At 23.2% G+C, this 19,132-nt stretch carries 15 protein-coding genes, 1 tRNA gene and 1 rRNA gene; 7 read left to right on the forward strand and 10 right to left on the reverse strand.

Going from position 1 to position 19,132, the window contains the following annotated elements; genetic code table 4:
* Positions 1 to 949: 949 nt before the first annotated feature.
* From metK to ACR34G_RS03850, 3 genes are all read left to right on the forward strand, one after another.
* Positions 950 to 2,089 (forward strand): methionine adenosyltransferase, encoded by a 1,140-nt coding sequence (gene metK, locus ACR34G_RS03840; protein WP_436358659.1) that lies wholly within the window; start codon positions 950 to 952, stop codon positions 2,087 to 2,089.
* Between the two features lie 323 nt (positions 2,090 to 2,412).
* Complete coding sequence (locus ACR34G_RS03845; RefSeq protein ID WP_436358660.1) at positions 2,413 to 2,952, forward strand: hypothetical protein; 540 nt, start codon at positions 2,413 to 2,415, stop codon at positions 2,950 to 2,952.
* 287 nt (positions 2,953 to 3,239) lie between these two features.
* The gene (locus tag ACR34G_RS03850; protein ID WP_436358661.1) at positions 3,240 to 4,034 is read left to right on the forward strand and encodes a hypothetical protein; all 795 of its coding nucleotides are present in this window, start codon (positions 3,240 to 3,242) and stop codon (positions 4,032 to 4,034) included.
* A gap of 73 nt (positions 4,035 to 4,107) precedes the next feature.
* Here ACR34G_RS03850 and serS read toward each other — a convergent pair whose 3' ends face one another.
* Positions 4,108 to 5,379, reverse strand: a complete 1,272-nt coding sequence (gene serS, locus ACR34G_RS03855; RefSeq protein ID WP_436358662.1) for a serine--tRNA ligase — start codon at positions 5,377 to 5,379, stop codon at positions 4,108 to 4,110.
* Between the two features lie 87 nt (positions 5,380 to 5,466).
* Here serS and ACR34G_RS03860 point away from each other — a divergent pair, with 87 nt between their 5' ends.
* The 4 genes from ACR34G_RS03860 (at position 5,467) to ACR34G_RS03875 (ending at position 9,267) form a co-directional block, all read left to right on the forward strand.
* Positions 5,467 to 7,596 (forward strand): AAA family ATPase, encoded by a 2,130-nt coding sequence (locus ACR34G_RS03860; protein ID WP_436358663.1) that lies wholly within the window; start codon positions 5,467 to 5,469, stop codon positions 7,594 to 7,596.
* A gap of 55 nt (positions 7,597 to 7,651) precedes the next feature.
* Positions 7,652 to 8,230: an aminoacyl-tRNA hydrolase gene (pth, locus tag ACR34G_RS03865; protein ID WP_436358664.1), complete on the forward strand. Its 579-nt coding sequence runs from the start codon at positions 7,652 to 7,654 to the stop codon at positions 8,228 to 8,230.
* A complete protein-coding gene (tilS, locus tag ACR34G_RS03870) occupies positions 8,190 to 9,077 on the forward strand; it encodes a tRNA lysidine(34) synthetase TilS (protein ID WP_436358665.1) in 888 nt (295 codons plus the stop codon). Before pth ends, tilS begins: the two co-directional genes overlap by 41 nt.
* Positions 9,078 to 9,193: 116 nt before the next feature.
* Positions 9,194 to 9,267: transfer RNA gene (locus ACR34G_RS03875), tRNA-Gly, on the forward strand.
* Positions 9,268 to 9,308: 41 nt separating this feature from the next.
* Here the strand turns inward: ACR34G_RS03875 and ACR34G_RS03880 are convergent.
* The 9 genes from ACR34G_RS03880 to ACR34G_RS03920 all read right to left on the reverse strand — a co-directional run bounded on the left by ACR34G_RS03880 (position 9,309) and on the right by ACR34G_RS03920 (position 19,010).
* Positions 9,309 to 9,551 carry a Smr/MutS family protein gene (locus tag ACR34G_RS03880; RefSeq protein ID WP_436358666.1) on the reverse strand — a complete coding sequence of 81 codons (243 nt, stop codon included), beginning with the start codon at positions 9,549 to 9,551 and terminating at the stop codon, positions 9,309 to 9,311.
* Complete coding sequence (gene mutM, locus ACR34G_RS03885) at positions 9,552 to 10,370, reverse strand: DNA-formamidopyrimidine glycosylase (RefSeq protein ID WP_436358667.1); 819 nt, start codon at positions 10,368 to 10,370, stop codon at positions 9,552 to 9,554.
* 88 nt (positions 10,371 to 10,458) lie between these two features.
* Positions 10,459 to 11,970, reverse strand: a complete 1,512-nt coding sequence (locus ACR34G_RS03890; RefSeq protein WP_436358668.1) for an APC family permease — start codon at positions 11,968 to 11,970, stop codon at positions 10,459 to 10,461.
* Between the two features lie 257 nt (positions 11,971 to 12,227).
* Positions 12,228 to 13,073, reverse strand: a complete 846-nt coding sequence (gene whiA / locus ACR34G_RS03895; protein WP_436358669.1) for a DNA-binding protein WhiA — start codon at positions 13,071 to 13,073, stop codon at positions 12,228 to 12,230.
* A 35-nt stretch (positions 13,074 to 13,108) separates the two neighbouring features.
* Positions 13,109 to 13,214, reverse strand: a 5S ribosomal RNA gene (gene rrf / locus ACR34G_RS03900).
* 66 nt (positions 13,215 to 13,280) lie between these two features.
* The gene (locus ACR34G_RS03905; RefSeq protein WP_436358670.1) at positions 13,281 to 16,145 is read right to left on the reverse strand and encodes an SGNH/GDSL hydrolase family protein; all 2,865 of its coding nucleotides are present in this window, start codon (positions 16,143 to 16,145) and stop codon (positions 13,281 to 13,283) included.
* Between the two features lie 103 nt (positions 16,146 to 16,248).
* Entirely contained in the window at positions 16,249 to 17,775 is a 1,527-nt protein-coding gene (locus ACR34G_RS03910) for a GIY-YIG nuclease family protein (protein ID WP_436358671.1), read from the reverse strand.
* A 9-nt stretch (positions 17,776 to 17,784) separates the two neighbouring features.
* A complete protein-coding gene (locus ACR34G_RS03915; protein ID WP_436358672.1) occupies positions 17,785 to 18,441 on the reverse strand; it encodes a chromate transporter in 657 nt (218 codons plus the stop codon).
* Positions 18,441 to 19,010: a chromate transporter gene (locus ACR34G_RS03920; RefSeq protein ID WP_436358673.1), complete on the reverse strand. Its 570-nt coding sequence runs from the start codon at positions 19,008 to 19,010 to the stop codon at positions 18,441 to 18,443. Before ACR34G_RS03920 ends, ACR34G_RS03915 begins: the two co-directional genes overlap by 1 nt.
* Between the last annotated feature and the right edge of the window lie 122 nt (positions 19,011 to 19,132).

A 19,132-nucleotide genomic window follows, 5' to 3' on the forward strand; every position in this document is an offset into this window, starting at 1 on the left:
ATTAAAATCAACTCAAAAATTTTTTTCTTTTAATTTAAAATAGTTAAATCCTATATGATTTTCAAAATTCTTATTTTATATTAATAAAAAACTTAATAAATAATATCGGTAACTACAAAATTAAAATTTAAATAAAAAAACAAAAAACTAAATTAAGCAATTTAATAAAAATCTTAATACCAAAGAATATTAAATTATTTATATAGAAATAAAAATAATATATTGAAATTTATTATAAGACTTACAAGCAACATTTAACAACTATGTAAAAAGGGAGAAGTATAAAGAATAAAACTAAATTAATCATTTAAAAAAATACATTAGTTTTAAGTTGTGATGAACTTCAATTTTTATAACTACAACTCAAATATTTTAATTTAATAAAAATAAAAAAATCTCTCTTTAAAATCAGAGAGAAAATCATTAATTGAAATTTTTATTTCTTTAATTTCGAGGTAATTAAAATCAAAAAAATAAGAAAGATTCTTGTTAAAAAGAATAAACTTTATACGAAATATTATTTTTACTATTTTGTTTACTTTTTATTAACTATTTTTTCCAAATATATGGGAAAAACAGGCATATTTGAAAAATATAACTCAATTTTTGCAAAATCCTATTTTTCTTAAATTTTTGGGGGGTAAAAATTGGTTCATTTTGCTAAAAAGTTTATTTTTCATTAAAATTTTACCATTTTTTTAACTTTTTGCCAAAAAAAATTATTTTTTTTTATTTTTGGGAAAATGTTGTATCATTTTAGTGTAAAAAAATACATTAAGAGTCACTGAGTTTAAGGGAACTTTGAAGTGAGCCAACCTGCAATGCAAGGTGGAAACCCTTGGGATATTAAATATCTGTCATGTATAGAAATCTTTAATGTTCCAAAAATTCTCTTTTGTAAATTAGAGAATTTTATTTTTTAAAAAAACAAATAACAAGGAGAAAAAATATGTATAAAAAATTATTTACAAGTGAAAGTGTAGGAAAGGGACATCCAGATAAAATATGTGATCAAATTAGTGATGGAGTTTTAGATGCTATTTTAAAGAAAGATCCAGATGCAAGAGTTGCATGTGAAGTTATGGCTTCTAATAGATTAATTATTATAGGAGGAGAAATAACAACTAAGACTTATGTAGATGTTGTTAAAGTAGCTTGAAATACAGTTAAGAAGTTAGGATATAGTGAAAGTGATTTTACTATTGTTTCTAACGTTAATAGTCAAAGTCCAGATATCAACCAAGGAGTTGATAAAAAAGACGGAGAAATAGGAGCAGGTGATCAAGGTATTATGTTTGGTTATGCAACTGATGAAACACCAGAATTTATGCCTTTAGCAATCACCCTTGCTCACGCATTAGTTAAAAGAGCAGAAGAGTTAAGAGTGAGTCATAAATTTAAATGAGCTAAATCAGATATGAAAAGTCAAGTAACCATCGACTATACAGATGAAAAAAATATTAGAATTGATACTATACTTATGTCAATTCAACATGATGCTAATTATGACGAAAATGCCTTTAAATCCTTTATAAAAGAAGAGATTATGCTATTTATTTCTAATAAGTATAATTTAAATAATAATTATAAAATTTTAATTAATCCAACAGGAAAATTTGTTATAGGCGGACCTATTGGAGATGCTGGATTAACAGGAAGAAAAATAATAGTAGATACATATGGTGGTGCAGCTAAACATGGAGGTGGAGCATTTAGTGGAAAAGATTATACAAAGGTTGATAGAAGTGCTGCATACGCAGCAAGATGAGTTGCTAAAAATTTAGTAGCAGCAAAAATTGCTAAAAAAATTGAAATTCAATTATCTTATGCAATCGGTGTTAGTAAACCAATTTCAATAAATGTTAACACATTTAATACATCTAATTATAGTGATGCACTAATTTTAGAAATTATAGATAATGTTTTTGATTTAACTCCAGCAGGGATTATTAGAGATTTAAATCTTAAACAACCTATTTATCAACAAACTGCTTCATTTGGACACTTTGGAAGAAATGATTTAGATTTACCTTGAGAAAGATTAAACAAGGTAAATGAAATAGAAAATATACTTAAAAACATTAAATAAAAAAATATCATACTTTTTGAAGAGTGCTTATAAAGATTAATAGAAGTAAAAATATGAAATTTATAAATCTATTATTTAATTTAAAAAACTCACTTTTAAAGTGAGTTTTCTTTGTTCCCCATACCAAGTCTAAAAAACGAACATAAATAAGGGATCCGCTAATTAGCGACCGTTCTTTCAATACATAAATTCTATCATATTATTTTTTTATTTTTATACTAAATGCAAATTATTAATCAAAATGTCCCGGGGTATTTACTAATCAAAATGTCCTCTTTAGTAATATATAATAATAATTGAATATTTGCTAAAGGAGAATAGGGATGAAAAATACAGAAATCGAAATAACAAAGTGACAAAAAAAGAGAGCAAAAGAACTAACTTTTATTAGAAACAACATAGAAAAAACCAATAAAGAATTATCTAATTTGTTAAATATCTCAGTCAAAACTGTCACTAGACATAGAAAATTAATTAAACAAAATGCTGGTAAATCAATTTATGTAAAACATAAAAATGCCAGAAATGATCATTCTAAAAAAAATATAAAGATGATATTTTTGATTAATTTATTACTAAATATAATGATGAAATTAAGAAATATAATAAAACAAAGAGCGATAACTCTTGGAATACCACTTAAATATTTCTATGAAGATGAAATGCAAAATATGAAAGAAAAACCTTCTTATTCTACTGTAATAAGAAGAACAAACCAACAATGTTTAATGACTCCTTATACAAAAAAGAAAACTAAAGCAGACATTAAAAAAAGAATTAGTGGAATTGAAAGCGGAAAAATAAAAGTAAAAATTTCCGACCATATTTTTGCAATTGCTAAAGAAAATGAATTAAGAGATTAAAATAATAACAGAAGAATTATAAGCAAAAATGCTTTAGAATTTGGTGAAATTGTTGAAATTGACGCTTGTTATGAATATTTTATTAAATCACTTGACCAAAAGATTTTTATTTATCACGCAATTGATGCAAGTTCAGGAAAACTTCTTGCTTTTTATGCTGATACACAAGAAACAAACAAAGGTTATATGAAATTACTTGAAATGCTTTTTGAAAAATATGGTTTTCCAAAACTAATTATTACTGATAAAAGAACAACATTTTTAACTATATAAATCCTGAAACCAATATGGTTCAAGAGTTGAAAAATAGGGGTATACAGGTGTTTTCGAGCAGCATTGCTACTCATAAACCTAATGTAGAAGAATCATTTAAAAGTTCTCAACAATTTTATCCTTTATATTTTTTCAAAAAAAAATTTAAATCCATAGAAGATTTAAATTCAAATCACAATGATATCATAAACTCTTATAACGAGAATTTCAAGAAAAAAGTGACAAAAAATAATGTTTTTACAAAAGCACAGCCAGAACAATTAAGAATTTATCTCCCTATAAAAAGAAAATTCACAAGCAAATTGTTTTTAGAATCGATAAAAAAATATTACACATTAGATAAAAATACTTTTGAAAAAACATTCGGAATTCCTAATACGGAATTTGTTGCTGTTTTAGATAGTGATTTAAATATAAAAATCAGAATTGGAAATGAAATATGAACAACAAGAGAGATAAATGAAGAATTTAGTAGAGAGAACAAAAAGGAATATGATTTTGAACTTTTAGAAAAGAAAGAAATTGAAAAAATAATAAAAGATACTAAAACTCGCGGACAAAGTTTTTATAAAATGATTGACAAAAAAATTTCAACTAATAAAGATAAATTTGATAACCAAGAATTTGAATTATTACAAAAATTTATAACCATAAACGAAAAAATTTTAAACAAAATGGAACAAGTGGTACGACAATGATTCCAAAGACACAAGATAAGACGACGAAGTCGGCGTAATCTTGTTTGTGCCTTTTGCTCTTTTTGGCGAAAAACAAGGCCCTTAATTGCAATTAAGGGGCGGGGGGGTTAAAAAAACTCAGCCCTTTGAGGCTGAATTCATCAAAAAATTAATGTGAAAGGTAGTGTAAGATATTTTGTGGATTTTACTTTGAAATTTTGGTTAAACCATTCATATAAGGAACTAAAACTTTTGGAATATCAATTGTTCCATCTTCATTTTGATATTGCTCTAAAATAGCAGCAAAAACCCTATCTATAGCTATACCAGAACCATTTATAGTATTTGCATACTCTGTTTTATTATCTTCATTTTTATATCTAATTAATGCTCTTCTTGCTTGAAAATCACCAAAGAATGAAATTGATGAAACTTCTCTAAATCTTTGTTCTGAAGGAAGTCATAATTCTAAATCAAATGTTTGTTTAGAAGAAAAACCTAAATCTCCTGTGCTTAATGCTACTGTTCTATATGGAATTTCTAGTTTTTCTAAAATATTAGCAGCATCTTTTACAGTTTGGTGAAATTCATTCATTTTGTCTTTATCATTAACTATTTTAACTAATTCTACTTTGTGAAATTCGTGAGATCTAATTAATCCTTTAGTATCTCTTCCACCACTTCCTGATTCAGATCTATAACATTTTGTATAACCAACGTATTTTTTAGCAACATTTAAATCTAAAATTTCATCATTATGATAATTGGTTAAAGTTACTTCTGCTGTAGGAATCATTCACATATCATTATTTTCAATTTTATATAAATCTTCAGCAAACTTTGGAAGTTGTCCTGTTCCATAAAGCATTTTGCTTAAAACCATTGTAGGAGTAACCATTTCTGTATAACCATTTTTTACGTGTTCATCTAACATAAATGAAACTAATGCTCTTACTAATCTTGCTCCTTCATTTTTAAAAATAGCAAATCTAGAACCAGACATTTTAACTGCTCTTGAAAAATCTAAAATGTCTAAATCTAAACCAATTTCATAATGTGGTTTTAATGGTTTTACAAGACCTCTACCGATTTTATCTTTAACTTCAACTACTACATTATCATTTTCATCTAAACCTACAGGAACTGAATCTAAAGGTAAATTAGGAATATTTAGTAATATATTTTCAATTTTAGAGTTAATTTCATTGCTTTGTTCACTTAATGAATCGATTTGAATTTTAAGTTCACTTACTTCGTTTTTGATTTGGTCAGTATTTTCTTTATTTCTTACCATTTGCCCAATTTTGGATGATTTTTCATTTCTTTGACTTTCTAAAAATTGAAGTTTTGACATAACTTCACTCCTTTTTTCTCCAAGTTTAAAAATTTCTTCTACTAAAGAAATATCAAAATTTCTTGTTTTAAGTTTATTAATAACTTCTTCTTTATTATTTAATATAAATTTAATATTTAACATAAATAAAATTATAATACAAAAACTAAAAATATATCTTATTAGTTAAAATTGAATTGATATTTTTTAATAGTAGTTTATAATTTCCATATGAAAGAATTTGAAGTCAAAGTAGAAAGAAAGATTTTTGAAAACAATACTAAAAATTTCTTTATTTTTTTAGTAAAAACTAAAGAAAAACAAATAATTAGTCTAACTTCAAAAATTAATTTAGAATTAAAAAAATCTTATTTAATTACTGCTTTAGAAAAAAACCATCCAAAATATCAAAATAGTTGAGAATTAAAAAAATGTGAATTAATTATTGAAACCAACGAAAAAGAAATAGTAAAATACTTTTCTTCTTCGCTTTTTCCAGGAATAGGTCAAAAAATGGCTCAAAGCATTTATAACACTTGAGGAGATAAATCCATATTTATTTTAAAAAACGATCCTAATCTCATTTATTCTATTCCTAAATTAATTCCTGAAAGAAAAGCAAAAATTATTTTTGACAAAATTTCTGCCAATTCTTTAAAACAAGAAATAGAGATTTTCTTTTTTTCCAATGGTTTAGAAAATTTATATTCTAAATTAGATAAAAAATACAGACTTCTAGAATTTTGAAAATACTTAAAGGAACAACCTTTTTGTATTTTAGATACAGTTGATGAATATGTTTTTGCTGATGTAGATAAAATGGCTTTAGCTTTAGGTATAAAACCAGAAAGTAAAATTAGAAAAAAATACATAATTTTAAATGAGTTTTTATCTTATTTAAAAGATAATGAAAATACTTTTTTAGAACCAGAAGAAATAAAACACATTTATAAAAATACAAATAAAAAAATTTTTATGATTATTGAAGAATTTAAAGAATATGTAAAGATTTTAATGGATCAAAAATTTTTATTTTTTGTGAAAGATAAAAAAAATATTACTCACTTTATAATGTATGAACAAGAGCGATTTATTGCAAAAACTATTAATGAAATTAAAAAGAAAGAATATAAATTTAAATATAAAAAATCTATTATTGGTAAGTATTTAGATGATATACAAAAAAAATCTGTAATTTCTGCTTTTGAAAATAATTTAACTATTATAACAGGTGGTCCAGGGACTGGTAAAACAGAAATTTTAAAATTCATTTATAAAGGATTTAGCGATGTTTTTGGAGAAAAAAACGTTGCAGTTCTTACTCCAACTGGAAGAGCATCTTTTCACATTTTTCAAAAAGCATCCATCCCTTCTAGAACAATACATTCATTTTTAGAAGTCTCATGAGAAAATGAAAATATTGAATATAATTTAGAATTAACAAAAGAAATTAATGCTTTAATTATCGATGAGTTTTCTATGGTAAATACTGATTTGTTCTATAAACTATTAAAATCTTTAGATTTAAATAAAATCAAAAAGATAGTTTTAATTGGAGACAAAGATCAATTACCTTCAATAGGTTATGGAAATTTATTAAATGACTTTATTAACAGTGATAAATTTATTACTAATAAATTAATAAATAATTATCGTCAAAAAGACAAACAAGAAATATTAGAAATTGCATCATCTGTAAATAATGGTCAAATACCTGTATTTAAAAATAATTATGTAAAATTTTATGAAAGTAATACAAAGTCTTTTCTAGAAATTTTCAATAAACAAATTGACTTATTTTTATCAAAATTTTCAATAAATGATTTTATTGTAATTGCTCCAAAATATGCAGGAAATGCAGGAATTAATAATATTAATAAAATAATTCAAAGCAAAATTTTTGATGAAAAAAATAATACTTTTTTTGAAATAGACGGCATTAAGTACTTTGTTAACGACAAAGTTATGCAAACAGAAAATGATTCCAGTCAAAATTTAGTAAACGGGGAAATCGGTTATATAGAAAATATTCTGTTTTATAAAGAAAAAGTGGAATTTATAATAATTAAATTTAATGATAAACTAATTAAATTTACAGAGCAAAAATTCAGAAATTCTATAGTTTTATCTTATTGTGTTTCTGTACATAAATTTCAAGGTTCTGAAACATCTGCTCTTATATATTTAATTTTTAAAGAATATAATATATTTTTAAATAAAAAAATCTTTTATACAGGAATTACAAGAGCAAAGGATGAATTAATAATTATTGGAGAAAAAGATGCTATTGAAATAGCTGTATCAACAGAAGAGAGAGAAAGAAAAACAAATATCAATTATTTTTTAGAACAAAATGACTAAAGAATTTTACTGTTATTTGTAAAAATTATTCTTATAATGGAATATAATTTAAAATATGAAATTAATTATAGGTTTAGGAAATCCTGGTGTTGAATATGAAAATACAAAGCACAACGTGGGATTTTGAGTTTTAGATAAAATAGCTAATGAATTAGAATTAAAATTTGAAAAAAGTAAATTCAATGGTGTTTTTGCAAAAAAAGAAGATTATGTTTTAGTAAAACCATTTACTTATATGAATAAGTCAGGTGATTTTGTAAGAGAAATAATGTCTTTCTTTAAAATTCCTGCTGATGATATTCTTGTTATTTATGATGATATGGACTTTAAAATAGGTCAAGCAGCAATTAAAAATCACGGTTCTCACGCTGGGCATAATGGTATGAAAAACATTATTGAACAACTTGGAACTGATCAAATTAAAAGATTAAAAATAGGTATTGGTCGACCAGAAAATAAAAACACTAGAAATTACGTTTTAACCCCTTTTAGTCAAAGTGAAAAAGAAATAATTGATAAAGTTGTTGAAGATGCTGCTCTTGCTTCAATTGAATTTATTTCTAACGATATAAGAATGGTTATTGAAAGGTTTAATGCTAAAAATAAAAAAGCAAAGACTTCTCTTAGCAGTTAGTGGCGGGCCAGATTCTATCTTTATGTTAAATAAGTTTAAAAATAAAGATATTGTTGTGGCACACGTTAACTATAAAAAAAGAGAAACTAGCGATGAAGATCAAACAATAGTAGAGAATTTTTGTAAAAAATACAAAATTCCTTTTTTTGTTCTAACTGTTAGTTATGATAATTATGAAAAGATAGAAAATTTCCAAAATTTTGCCAGACAAATAAGATATGATTTTTTTAAAAAAATTTATAAAGAAAATAACTGTAATTTCCTTTATATTGCCCATAATAAAGATGATTTTTTTGAGACAATAATGCTTCAAAAAAATAAAAATAAAATAGTTAATTATTGAGGTATAAAAAAGAAAAGTCAACTCTTTGATATGCAAATTTATAGACCATTACTTTTTAAGTATTCAAAAAACAAAATTGAAAAAATATTAAAAAATAAAAACATAAATTTTGCCATTGACTATACAAATAACTTACCAATTTATGAAAGAAATAAAATTAGAATTGAGTTTAAAAATAAATCTTTTTATAAAAATCTAACAATTTTTTCTTACAAAATTAAAAACATTTTTTTATTATTTAAAGATAGAAAAAATAAAAAAATGTTGCAAAAATGAGAAAAAACAAATTTTGATATTGATTGATTAAAACAACAAACAGAAAAAAAGCAAAAAAATTTAATATATAACCTAATTCACCAAAAATTTTTAAATATAAATTTAACTGAAAATAAAATTAATTTAATTTTACAATTTCTCTTTTCTCAAAATAGGACATCTTCCTTTTTATTAAAAAAAGGTATTTTTCTTTATAAAGTAAAAAATCACATAATATTTAATGAATAAAAATCTATTTTTTTATTTATTTTTTGCGTTTTTTTTAATTTTTTTAAAAAATAACAAAAAATTCTATAAAAATTCTTGATTTTTACAAAAAATAGTTTATAATAATAGAGTATCTCGCGAGTGTAGTTTAATGGCAGAACTTCAGCCTTCCAAGCTGACTATGAGGGTTCGATTCCCTTCACTCGCTCCAATCATTAATTTGACCAAAAAAGCAAGCTTTATAGCTTGCTTTTAAAATTCTTTTTTGAACACTGAAAAGTTTATTTCACCTTCTGTAAAAAAGAGATTTTCTCTTTCAAGAAAACTTCTAACAAAAACTTTTAATGTTCCTGTACCCCTTCCTACAATTATATTTAAACTGTCATATTGATTTGAATTATTAAATTCAAAAATGGCATTTGATAATACTATTTCTGCTTCTGATGTAGTTAATCCGTGCAAATCAATTGTTTTTTCATAACTTCAATTATTCATTTATTTTTGACATTCCTTACAGTAATAGGTTCCTCTACCATTTACTTTTATTTTTAAAATTTCATTTTGACAGATAGGGCAAGGTAATCCTTTTTTAGTGTGAACTTGTAAAAAGTTTTGGAAAGAACCTTTTTTCTTGTTTAATGATGTGTAAGAATTTATACTACTTCCGCCTAATTCAGTGGAGCGATCTAAAATATCTGTAGCTACTTCTAAAATTTCTTTAGCTTGTTTTTTGGAAATTAAATTACTAGGAGTTTCTGGATGAATTTTAGTTGCAAATAGTACTTCATCTACATAAATATTTCCTAATCCTAAAACAAGAGTTTGATCTAATAAAGAAGTTTTAACTGCTTTTTTTCTAGATTTTAATTTATTAAAAAATTCTTCTAGATTTGTTTGTGCAGGTATTTTAGCTAATTTAGCAAGTGGATTTGTTGTTAAATAGTTTTTCTTTGTTCTTAAGTGGAAAGTTCCAAATGTTCTTGTATCATTGTAGTGTAAATTACTATTATCACTAAATTCAAAAAGAACATAATCATGTTTTAATCTTATTTTGGCTGGTTCAAAATAATTATATTTTCCTTCCATTCTCAAATGACTTAAAATGATATTGTCATTAGTTAAATGAAATACAAGGAATTTTCCTTCATTAGTTACTTCTAAAATTGTTTGCCCAATCAATGCTTCTTTAAACTTTTCTACGGAAATTTCCTTTATAAATGAATCTCTAAAAATATGAATATTCTCAATTTTTTTATTTTGAACATATTTATTTAATTCTTGTCTTACGACTCTAACTTCTGGTAATTCTGGCATAATATAAAAATTTTACACTTTTATTATAAATATTTCAAAAATATTATAAAAATGACTAAATATAAGAAAAAAATCGGTTTGTAACCGATTAATTTTCTGCTTCATATTCTTGTAATTTTAACTTCATTTCTTCTAAAATATTTCTTTTGAAAACTTTTTTCTCTAAGAAAATATTTAAATATAAAGAACCAATGCAGAATCCTAAAAATAAGAAATAAACTAAAACAGGAACTCATTTATATATTAAATTTCCATTGTCTCTAAATAAACCTCATGAAGATTTAAAATCAGGGTTAAATAAATCTGAAAAAATTGTATATAAATAAACTACTTCTACAAAAGCAATACCTACAACAGAAATTACAGAAAATGTATAAAATAAATAACTATTTAATTTCTTAGTTTCTGTAATTTTATTTCTTTTTATTAAATATGAACCAATTACAAATCCATATATACCAAAAAAGAAAACTGTAGGATAATTTGTTGCTCCATCTATTCAACTATCCATTTTTAAAACCACTGAAGGTACTAAAATCAAGATAGCTCAAAAAGTTAAAATGATTGCATTGTATATTAATTCTGTTTTTTTAGCACCTATTTTTCTTTTTAGTGCATATGAACCAAAAAATAAATTTAAGTCAATTGCACTATATGTTTCACTAATAAATGCTAATGTTATTCCGTTTATTACTCCAAAAGTTGATATTAAAATAAAGAACACTACAGATGGAATAATATATTTAGATACAGTTTTTGGTAATGTATCTGCTAAAACTGTTCAAACAATACCGCTATTATGTAAAATGGATGACACAGCAATTAAAGTATATAAAATAACTATAAGAGTCATTCCAAATAAAATTACAAAAGGTAAATTTTTAGATGCATTTTTCATTTTGTTTCTTACAGAACCGGCAACTAAAAAAGCATCATAAGAAAAGAGAACTGCAGGAATTGCGACAATCATTCCTTTTAATCCAAAAGGTGCTTTCCCTTCAAAATCTAAAAACGCATTTACTCCACCTTCTGAATTATGGGTGTCAAAAAATGCAATTCCCACAATAACAGCAACTATTAAAGGGATAAATTTTGTAAATGTTACTACTGTTTGTATTATTCCACTTGTTCTAATAGATAAATGATTTAAAGCTAAAAATAGAACAGAGAATAATAAACCTACTACAACAATTACTCAAAATGGAATTTTACCAAACTCCAAACTTGTTATTCCTGATAAGAAAAAGAAAAATATTTCTGATCCAAAAATACCTAAAACACTAGTTAATAACCCATAATAAAAAAGTGAATATAAAAATGATACTCCATACCCTGCTTTTACACCATAAATTTTATAAGCTCAACTAGATAAACCTGTTAATTTAGTTTTTCTGAAACTTCCTATTTCAGAAAAACTAAGAGCTGCACCAAGTGAAATAACTCCACCAATAATTCAACTCAATAATCAAGCTAATCCATTATTTCCGGTTGCTTTAGCTACTGATGCGTTTTTGAAGAATATTCCTATTCCCACAACAGAACCAATAAGCAACATCAATGAAACAAATAAGCCAATTTTTCTTACTGATTTTTCTTGCATAAAATCTCCTTATTATTTTTTATTATATAAAAGAGAAAAACTCCTACTTTTTTAAAAGTAAGAGTTTGTTTTATTTATTATTTTTAAAATAATTTTATTCTCTTACTTAAAAAAGGTATGAAAAAAAGCAATTGCATAAATTTCAATTGAGTTATTTCAGAACATAATAATTGAACTTGATTTGCTCATTTTCATACCCTTCCTAAGTTTATATAACAAATTTATTATATATTATTTTTGACTTTTTTATAAAAATATTATTTTGCTTTATATTTAGACACGATTTGAGCTAATTTTATCGATCAATGATTTAAGCCACCTTTAGTTTTTATTATATTATGCTCTTCTTTTAAAATTTCCACTATTTCATTTAAATGTAAATACGGGAATTTTACTCTTATTTCAAAAAAAATCACTTGATCATCAGTGAGTTGATCTACCAAATTATTTTCTTTTAAAAATAAATAATTTTTTATATCTCTTTGAGAAGCATTTACAAGTCTTTGTTGATTATGAAAGTCTAAATTAGCAAGTCTATTTGCGTTATTTTCAATATCTCTTTCATTTTTCAAATTGAAAAATTTTAAAAAACTAGTGTTTGCTCTAATTGCACTTAAAAAGTCCAAAATATTATTTACTTTCTTTTCATAAATAAAAAATTTATTTTTTCTTTTTTTAGAAATAAAATTAAATTCATAGTTATTTAATTTTTCAATCATTAAATTACCTATTTTCTCTTCAAAATAACTTATTTCAAGATGATAAGAAGTAGAATCTATGCCAGAAATAGTACCACCACCCAAAAATGTTCCTGCAAAAAAGAAAGCTGGTTCATTAATAACTAATTCTAAATCAATATCTTTTTTTAAAATGATTATTCAGTTTTTATTTTTAATTGAACGATAAAATTTAATCTTAAATTTATCTAATTTTTCCTTTATTTTCATAGAAATATCTGCTCTATTAATTTTTATAACAACTTCTAAATCATTATTATTAAATTGACAATTTGTAAAGATTAAACCTTTTAAGAAGCTTTTAAATTGCTTTTCTTTCATCTTGTTTTCAATTAATTCCATTTTTATTTCATGAGTAAATGACATAAAACCTCCTTTATATCTATAAAAAAGCAAAAAAAAAGCAGCAACTCCCTATTTTCCCATCTCTGGTATCTTCGGCGTAAAAGGTCTTAACTACTGAGTTCGGAATGGTATCAGGTGATCCCCTTTGCTATGGTCGCTTGTATATATATTACCACAATTTTAAAAATAGTCAATAATTTTTTTATTTTTTTTACTTGTATAAGCAAACTATTTGTTTAAATCTGGTTTTCCTTGTTTAATAAATTTAAATAGATTTTCTCTTCATTTAATATTGTGCTTGTTAGCTTCAGTATTATAATAAATCATTTTCATTAAATCGTTGTTATGAATTGATTTTGCTGAATCACCAAAAAATGATGAATATCTATTGCCAAATATTGAAGTTATTAATGATTGTTGCTCTTTTGATTTTCCTGCTAAGGAATTATATATGCTTTTTTCTATATTGAATGGTGAAAAAGAATAGTAAATAATACCGCGGACAGAACTTTCTCTTGCATAAGTTTCATATGCATATCATAAAATTAATCCTGAAAATCTATATAGAAATTTTCTATATGGATTGTCCAATTCATTAACATTTGGATGAGTCTTTTTAAACTCTTTATATTTTTCAAATGCTTTTGTTGAAATTAAAGTAATTTTTGAAACTAAAGAATCACCGCTTAATTTAGTAATATCACTTATACTTAAACTTGTTCTTTTTTTTGTGTCAGGATCATTATTTATATTATTTAAATAATAAAAGAATAGATTCTTTTCTTTTGTTAAGTTTTCGGTGTTGCTAAATGGAGAATTTTCTATTATTACATTGAAAAAGTTAACAAAATTTTCTATTGAAATATCGCCAGTTTCTATTAATTTAAAAAAATCTGCTAATTTAGTTAAATCACCAGTTAGTGAATTGAAATCCAAAATACTAATTACTTTTTCAAAAGAAAAGTTATTAAAACTCAACTCTCCTTTAACAAAAGAATCTATTAATTTATCAATATTTTGTAAAACTAAATCAATTTTATCGACAGAACCTATTAAATCAGTTATAAAAGGTAAAATATTTTCCTTGTTTTCTTGAGGATTTTCTAAATTTAGTTTTTGTTCTATAGTATTAGATATAACATTTAAAATGGTTTCATTGTTTTTTAAGGATTTAATAAAATTTATTAAATTGGTTTTGAATTCTTCTTTATGGTTTTCTAAATAAACTACAAATAAAGAATTAAAATCATTAATTGAATCATAATGATTTTCATTTATAATAAAATCATTTAATATATCTGAAATTACTTTAATAAAGGATTTTTCCTTTGTTAAAGTTAAAATTGTTGCTTTATTTTCTTTTAAATTTACTAAGTTTAACTTGTCCAGATTTTCTAAAATAAAGGTTGTTGCAAAATTAGTTAATGCAGTTAATTTATTCTTATTTTTTATAGCAAAATCAGATTTTAAAAATTGTTTTAAAATTCTTAAAATAAATTTTTGATCTTTAAATATTGTTTTTAATTCTTCTAATAACAATTTAGAAGTTATTATTTGTGTACCTTCTATGCCATTTAAATCTAAATCATTTTCATCAAAATATTTTTGTAGTTTTAAAATTACAACATCTATAAAATCGGTTCTTAAAAACTCTTCCATTAATTTAAATATAAATGTTTTATTTTCTTCTGTTTTTTCATTAAAAAGTTCTACAATTTCATCATTTATTCCGTATTTTTCCTTTATTTTAGAAATAAACGAATTTATTATTTGATTAGTTAAATGGTGATTTGCATTAATTCAATTTAAGACTATTCTTTTCATTGAAAAGAGTTTGCTTTTTTCTTTATTTAATTCTGTTTGATAATTTGATTTTTCTAAAATCTCATCATTAAATAGTTTGGAATTTGAAATTATTTTAACTATCTCTTCGTTATTTTTTGAAAAATCAAAAATTTTATGAAAAGCATTTTTATCTTTATCTATATAGTTTTCATCTCAATTCTTAACTAAACTATAGTTTTTATCTATGTCATTTAGAGATAATTTTAAAATAATATCTTGAGCCATTTTTTTATATCCTAATTCTGTTGGATGAATATCAAAAATAGATTTTGCTCATTTATCATTATTAGATTTTCAATCATCTTCATCAAAAGTTTCAATATAATTAATTTTAGTTTCAATTGCTACTTTTTTAGAGACTGCATTAATGGAATCTAAAATTTGGTTACTTAAATTAACTTTTTCCTGTGCTATTGAACTAAAAAAATGATCAATTATATTTAATAGTCTCAATAAAGGCATTGGATAACCAACAAGTACAATTTCTGTTTTACTGTTTATTTCCTTTATTTTAGAGACTAATTTATTTAAATTTACATAATTTTCTTTAGAAATTCTTTCTAAATCTTGTTTTAAATTAAAAATTGCTTCTTTTTGAGTTTCTTTATTAAATAACTTTTCTAAGTTATTAAAATTTAAAGAACCAAATAAATCATTAGCCCCTAAACTTATTGTTATAAGATTAGATTCCTTTATTTTATTTTTTAAATTTTCTAAATTTTCTTTTTGAAAATCACCAAAAGCCTCTTTTATTCTATGTCTAAATGGATTTAGAGAGTCATCATCTCAAGATAAAAGAAATTGAAAATAACCTTTTTCTGCTTTAAGATTATAGTTTGCATTAGGTGCATCTAGTAAATATAATCAATCTACTATTCTTGTACCTGATAAAGCATAGTTATTAAACTGGTGTATTGCATTTGGTTTTAATTTGTTTATATAATTTGCTAAAAAAGCAGGAAAACTTAATCCTTCAATTTGATTATTTTTTAAATCTCCTGCAATTTCAAAACCGTATTCACTATTGAAACCGGCACTAATGGAATCTCCAATAGCTAAATAATTAATATTGTCTTTTAATAAATCTTTTTGATCATTATTAGTAATCTTAGTTTTTTGTGAGTTATTACTATTATCAGATTTATTTAAGTTTTGTTGAACATATAAAACGCTCGGTATTGTTATAACTGCTACAGATAATGTCAACCCTGCAGAAGCTCCTAATATGATTTTTGTTTTCTTTTTCATATTACCTCCTTGAGTTGCAAAAATAATACCATAAGAAAAAAATAAAATTAAAAAAATAAAGAAAATGTATAAAAATCTTATACATTTTTATCTATAAATAGCTTTAATTGAATTTTTTTAACTTTATTGCGTTTCTGTAATTTTTTGCAGTTTTGTCTACTTTTTCCTGTATTTTAGAAAGAAAAAGAAATAAGTGTTCACTTACATTTATTTGATTATCTTTATAATCTACTAAGTATTTTGTTCTATGATGTTCATCTTTTTTAAGACCAAAAACTTGTATAGATAAAGAGTTTTTAAATAGAATTTTATCTATTGCTGAAATTTGATTTTGGAAACCATCAACTAAAATTAAATCTAGTTCTAAATGAGAAAATTTTTCTAAATATTTTTGAAAACCTTGTTTCATAAAATCGACATCAGAGTTTGATTTACTATTTTTATGAACATAGAAAAAGTTTAGATCTTCAATGTTTTCAGTCTTATTATAATAAAGAATAGAAGTGACTGGAACTTTATCTAATTCAAAAGAATTATCAATAATAATAAAATTTTCTAATTTTTGTAATTGTAATTTCTCTTTTAATTCTAAAATAATAAAATCTTGATTTTGATTTTTAATTTCATCGATTTTAGATATTCTATTTTTATTGTGAGATTCTGCATTTTCACAAGCTAATTTAAATTGTCCTTTTTTTGCTATTTGGATTTTTTTATCCAAATTAATTAAATTAAAATCTATATTTGAAAAATTAGCACCTAAAACTATTTTTTTAGGAATTATATTTTCTTTATAATACTCATTAATAAAATTTGCTATAAAAAGGTTTTTATCTGTATTTTTGTCAAATTTATCATCTATAATGCTTAACAAAGATCCTGCACGATAAATAAAAATTGTAGTAAAAAAGAATTTTTCAGTTTCTTGAATATCAAAAATATCAACATCGTATTCGATATTTAATTCTATAGTCTGTTTCTCATTAAGATTTTTCTCTAATTTATCTATAAATTTTTTAATTTCTAAAGCTAATTCTAACTTTACATCATCAAACTTATAAATTTCATATTTCTCTTTTAATTCCTTTATAAAAAAGGACATTTTGTTTGATAATAACTTTTTTATTTGAAAAAAAGTAGAGTTTAGAGATTCTTCATTTCATTGATCTTCTTTTATTTTAAGTCCATCTTTATATAAAAACATTTTTTCAATTAGATTTTGAATTTCTCTAAAACCGTAACTAGGTGGAAGTGGTCCAAAGTGATATAAATTCTTTCCTTCTTTAAAGTTATTTTCTCTTAAAATAGAGATTTTTTTATCTTTTTTAACTACTAAATAAGGATATTTTTTATTATTTTTTAAAAGAATATTATATTTTGGTTTTTTTTCATTAATTAATCTGGTTTCTAAAATTAAAGAATCTTTTTCGCTATTAGTTTCAATGATTTCAAAATCCCTGATTTCTTCTACCATTTTATAAGTATAACGAGAATTGATGCTACCTTTAAAGTATTGCATCATTCTGTTTCTCAAATTCTTAGCTTTACCTATATATATGATTTCATTTTTTTCATTTTTTCAAAAATAAACTCCAGGTTTAGTTGTAACTTTTTTTACTTTTGTTAACACTTTTCTCCTTTACAATCAAGGTTCAAAAACAATAAATGCAGTTATTATAGAAATTAAAATTAATAAAAATACGGGTTTTTTCTTTATATTTCACACTATAGAAATAATTATAAAAAATATAGAATAAATTATTAATGCTATAAACCTTCATCCACTAAAAAACGAACTTTTTTCTGTTGATTTTACACCAAAATATCTTAAATTAGTATCATTAAAATAAATATTTGGAAATGTAATGCTTATAAATAATTGAATAGCAAGAGCAAATAAAATTCCTGCTAAAACTGGATTTAAATATTTTATAACTTTAGATAAATATTTATTTTTTTCTGTATTTTTTATTAATTTTACAGATAAAATCATTAAAAATATAGAAGGAAGACAAAAAATTAAATATGTAAAAAAACTTATTATTCATCCTCATCATTGTCCGTTTGAAACTAAAATACCAGTAAATGCTGCAAATTTGGTAGAAACTACACCGGGAGTAGAATTAGAAATGGTTATAACTGTATCAATTTGATCTTTTGTAATTTCTAGATTGAATGTATTTGATAAAAAATTTCAAAAATTTTCAAAAATAGGTATGAAAACTTGACCACCACCAAAAACAATTAAACCTATTATTAGTACTCCTAAAAAACAAGCTAAAATAGCTAAAATCATTATTTTTTCCCCTTTTTAACTCTAATAAATTCAACTATAAATACTATAAAAATAACTAATACTAAAGGAATTGCTGGTATATTAAAAGGACTTGGAGCAAACAAACAAAATGATAATGTTAGTATAAAAAGTGGAATTCAAATTGGTAAGCTTAATGTTTTAAAACTTGTTTTTAAATATCTATAAGCAAATGCTATTATTGTTCCAATTAATACAGGAATAACTGCTGCATTAATTACATATAAGTATTTATTAGGTAAAAATGTTGTTAAAAAATAAAGAAGCATTGCCATAATAACGTGTGGCATTATTGCTAAAAGTGTAACTATCATTCCTTTTATTTTACCTAGTTTTACTATGGAAATATAAGATAACATTTCTATAACCGCTGGCCCAGGAATTAAATTAACAGCAACAATTCCATCATTAAATTCTTTTTCAGTTATTCATCCATATTGATCAACTGCATATTTTTTTATTATTGGCATTAGTGCATTTCCGCCACCAAAACCAATAAAAGTACATTTAATAATAAATAAAAAAACTTTTCAAAATTCCTTACTTTTCATAACATAAATTTTACATTTTTTTAAATCTCTGTTATATTTTTTTTAAAAAAAATACTTTTATAAAGGATTTATAGGTATAAAAGGATTTTTTACAAAAATTTCAAAATAAAAGCATAGTATAA

Source organism: Mycoplasma sp. 480, assembly GCF_051353065.1.
In the GTDB taxonomy this organism is placed as follows: Bacteria; Bacillota_I; Bacilli_A; order Mycoplasmatales; family Metamycoplasmataceae; genus Mesomycoplasma_A.